Origin of the sequence: Streptomyces katrae (genome assembly GCF_000717655.1) — a bacterium.
GTDB classification, from domain to species: Bacteria; Actinomycetota; Actinomycetes; order Streptomycetales; family Streptomycetaceae; genus Streptomyces; species Streptomyces katrae_B.
In genome coordinates this window covers 1-3,158 of sequence record NZ_JNZY01000086.1, presented here as the reverse complement: position 1 = coordinate 3,158, position 3,158 = coordinate 1, and the positions used below count along the sequence as shown (strand labels likewise).

4 protein-coding genes are annotated in these 3,158 nt (G+C 68.3%); 2 read left to right on the top strand and 2 right to left on the bottom strand.

What is annotated here, in order from left to right:
* Positions 1 to 156 precede the first annotated feature (156 nt).
* Positions 157 to 513, top strand: a complete 357-nt coding sequence (locus tag IF09_RS0139440; RefSeq protein ID WP_030304368.1) for a DUF6247 family protein — start codon at positions 157 to 159, stop codon at positions 511 to 513.
* 17 nt (positions 514 to 530) lie between these two features.
* On the top strand, positions 531 to 800 hold the full coding sequence (locus IF09_RS0139435) for a hypothetical protein (RefSeq protein WP_030304366.1): 270 nt from the start codon (positions 531 to 533) through the stop codon (positions 798 to 800).
* 256 nt (positions 801 to 1,056) lie between these two features.
* Here the strand turns inward: IF09_RS0139435 and IF09_RS0139430 are convergent, their stop codons facing one another.
* A complete protein-coding gene (locus IF09_RS0139430; RefSeq protein ID WP_030304364.1) occupies positions 1,057 to 1,896 on the bottom strand; it encodes an alpha/beta fold hydrolase in 840 nt (279 codons plus the stop codon).
* Entirely contained in the window at positions 1,893 to 2,486 is a 594-nt protein-coding gene (locus tag IF09_RS0139425; RefSeq protein WP_030304362.1) for a TetR/AcrR family transcriptional regulator, read from the bottom strand. The genes IF09_RS0139430 and IF09_RS0139425 overlap by 4 nt, the downstream gene beginning before the upstream one ends.
* Positions 2,487 to 3,158: the final 672 nt, after the last annotated feature.

Sequence of the window (3,158 nt, the reverse complement as noted above, 5' to 3'; positions counted from 1 at the left end):
CGATGGTACTGCAGGGGGGACCCTGTGGGAGAGTAGGACGCCGCCGAACAATCATTGTGGGAAAGCCCCGCACCTTATGGTGCGGGGCTTTTCTGCGTTCAGGGGGCTTCTGTCAGACCGGATCGGTATCGTGGCCACCGTTCCCCGGGAGGCACGATGACAGCACAGCACGTCGAAGACGACGGTCCGCTCATCCCCCAGCCGGCCATGACGCGCGAAGCCCTGCGGGACGCCGTGCGCCGGATCGACATGCCGCACCTCGCCGAGTTCGACAGGGAGTGCCATGCGGCGTTCGACCGCGCAGCGGAGACGGGTGCCATCAACCCGCTCCGCTTCTTCCTGATCAAGTGGGCGACGCACGTGGCCATCCACCGCTGGCCCGCGCGCTCGGCAGCGCTGCTCGAGGCCGAACGCACCGCCGGCGACCCGGCCGCCACGGAAGCGGAGTTCCGGGCAGCCATGGAGACGAGCAGCCGCATCCTCGCCGACGCGCAGCGCGAGATCGGTCAGTGAGTCCGCGGGGCGAAGGAGTGGCGAACGACGGCGGCTGGGCATGGGAATGCGATCCCAGCCGCGAGTGGGTGCTCGGTGGCATGGCCGCCGAGCACCAGAGAACGGTCGGCGCCGTGATGGACGGCCTGGTGGATCTGGCCTCCATGGGAATCGACCCCAAGGACGGCAGCCTCTACGAAGACCCCAGCCCCATGCGGCTGCGTACGTACGAGGACGAGCACGTGATGCTCTGGTACCAGACGGTCCCCCACCGTAGCCGCGTCTACCTGAAGCGCGTCAACCTCTGATCGCCGTGATCCATCCGGTGCCGATCCCCGAACCGGATCCTGCCGACCGGCGACTGGCTGACCGCGGACACGGGGACCCGGACGACCGGGTGGCGGCAGTACACAGAGACCGGTCCTGGCCGAGTGGGACGGGCGGCTGATCCTCGGCGCGGCTGGCACCGCGCGCGGCGCCAGCCGGCCCCTCGCGTGACGGCGCGGTCGCACCAGTCGCACAGCACTGACGCGAGGGCGCCCGCGGCCCCGAGGAGTCTGGCCTCTACCCGTTTCGGAAGACCTTCCCAAGGCGTTCGCCGAATTCGGCGGGATGTGTCGTCAGGCCGGTGTGTCCGCCGGGGAAGTGCACGAGTGGCGTGCCGAGACGCTCGGCCAGGAGCGCGGCCGGACGGTACGGCAGTTCGTCGCGTGAGTCCTGGCCACCGGCGAGCACGAGCCGGTCCGACACCGTCCCCAGTCGGGTGATGTCCGGGACGTAGGACATGAAGCCGGGGACGATGCGTCCGATGAAGTACGGCAGGTTGGCCATGGTCTGTTCGGCCCGCGCTGCAGCCTGGGGCGGAAGGGTGACAGCGGCCTTCGGCTCTGCGGCCGCGCCTTCCCTCTTCAAACCGGCGGCGAACACGGCCATCGCCGGCATGAGTCCCTGGGCGCGCAGTGTCTCCTCCACACGTGCGAGGAGCGCACGGTGCTCGGGGGCGTCCGGAAGGACCTCCACCAGCGGCGGTTCGTGCGCCACGAGTCGCTCGACGCGTTCGGGAAAGGTGGTGAGCAGGTGTACGGCGGCAATCGCGCCGGAGCTGGTGCCGAACACGTGGACGGGTTGTCCCGGCGACAGCAGGTCCAGCATCCGCAGCGCGTCCTCGCCATGGTCGGACACTCGCTGCACTGCCTCGGCGTCGTCCAGTGTGCTTCGGGACATGCCGCGCGGGTCGTAGGTCGCCACGGTGTATTCGGCGGCCAGGTCGTCCGCGATCCCGTCGAAGGAGGCCGCGCCGCCGGATCCCCCGGGTATCAGCAGGAGTAGCGGGCCCCGGCCGCGTACTTCGTAGTGCAGGGTCGCGCCGTTCACGCGCAGGCTACCGATGGTCGGAGCGGTCATGAGGAGTCTCCTTCTCGGGACGAGGGCCAGTGCTCGAGGAGGGTGTTCAAGGCGTCGAGGGCGCGGTCCCAGGACTGCTGGGGCGAACGCTCATGCGCGAACCCACCCGCGGCCTCCAGGGCGACGAACCCGTGGAACGTGCTGCGCAGCAACCGGACCGCGTCGGTCAGATCGGGCTCTGCCAGTCCGTAGCCGCGCAGCATCCCGTACGTCAGCGAGACCGCGCGCCGCGGTCCGGGCGCCTGTGCGGCCAGCTCGGGGTCGATCTGGATCCGGGTCTGGGTCGCCGTGTAGCGGCCCGGGTGCTGGTGGGCGTACTCCCGCCAGGCGTTGGCAAACGCGACCAGCGCGTCCTTGCCCGCCCGCCCCGCGGTGGCCTCCGCGATCAGCATGGTCTTCTCGTCGGCCGCCAACAGGGCGATCCGTCCGCGCAGATCCGACAGGCTGCGGACGTGCGTGTAGAGGCTCGCGTCCTTCACACCGAGTCGCCGCGCCACTTGCGACATGGTCACCTGGTCGAGCCCGACCTCGTCTGCCAGCTCGGCGCCCGCGATCGTCACCCGCTCAGCGGTCAGCCCTGCCCGTGCCATGTGCCCTCCATCTGTTCCTAGGGCTCCTAGTTATAACCTAACTCTTCTAGGTGATGTCGAGATCCGCATCAGCGACACGGGCCCCATGTCCTTGGCCGGGCGGTCGGGTCGGTACGGGGCCTGCCCCGTATGCGGGCCATCGCGCGGGACGCGAGCCGGCTCGCCCGGGGGATGCAGGCGGCCCCGTGCGTTCGGGGCGGTGACCGCGGGGCACAGGCCGCTGGCACGGGTAGGTGTCGCTGGAGCCGACGGCCGGTGAAGACGCTGGTCATGGCCCCCGTGGGTGCTCGTTTTGACACCTCGGATGGCCAGTTGTAGGGTTGAGCGGTTGCCTGGAACTGAACGAAGTTCGGCAGCCAAACAGCAAGATCCCCTCGCACCCCGAATCGAATTCTGCGGGTGCACACTCGACTCCACATCCAGGAATCTGAAGCCGGGAAATCCGGTGGAAAACTTCTGATAGAGTCGGACTCGCCGGAAAGGGAAACGCGAAAGCGAAGCCCTGGAAAGCGAACCCCGCTTCGACCGGGAATCGGACACGAAAGAGTCTGATAGAGTCGGAAACGAAGAACGAAGCCCGGAGGAAAGCCCGAGAGGGTGAGTACAAAGGAAGCGTCCGTTCCTTGAGAACTCAACAGCGTGCCAAAAATCAACGCCAGAAGTTGATACCCC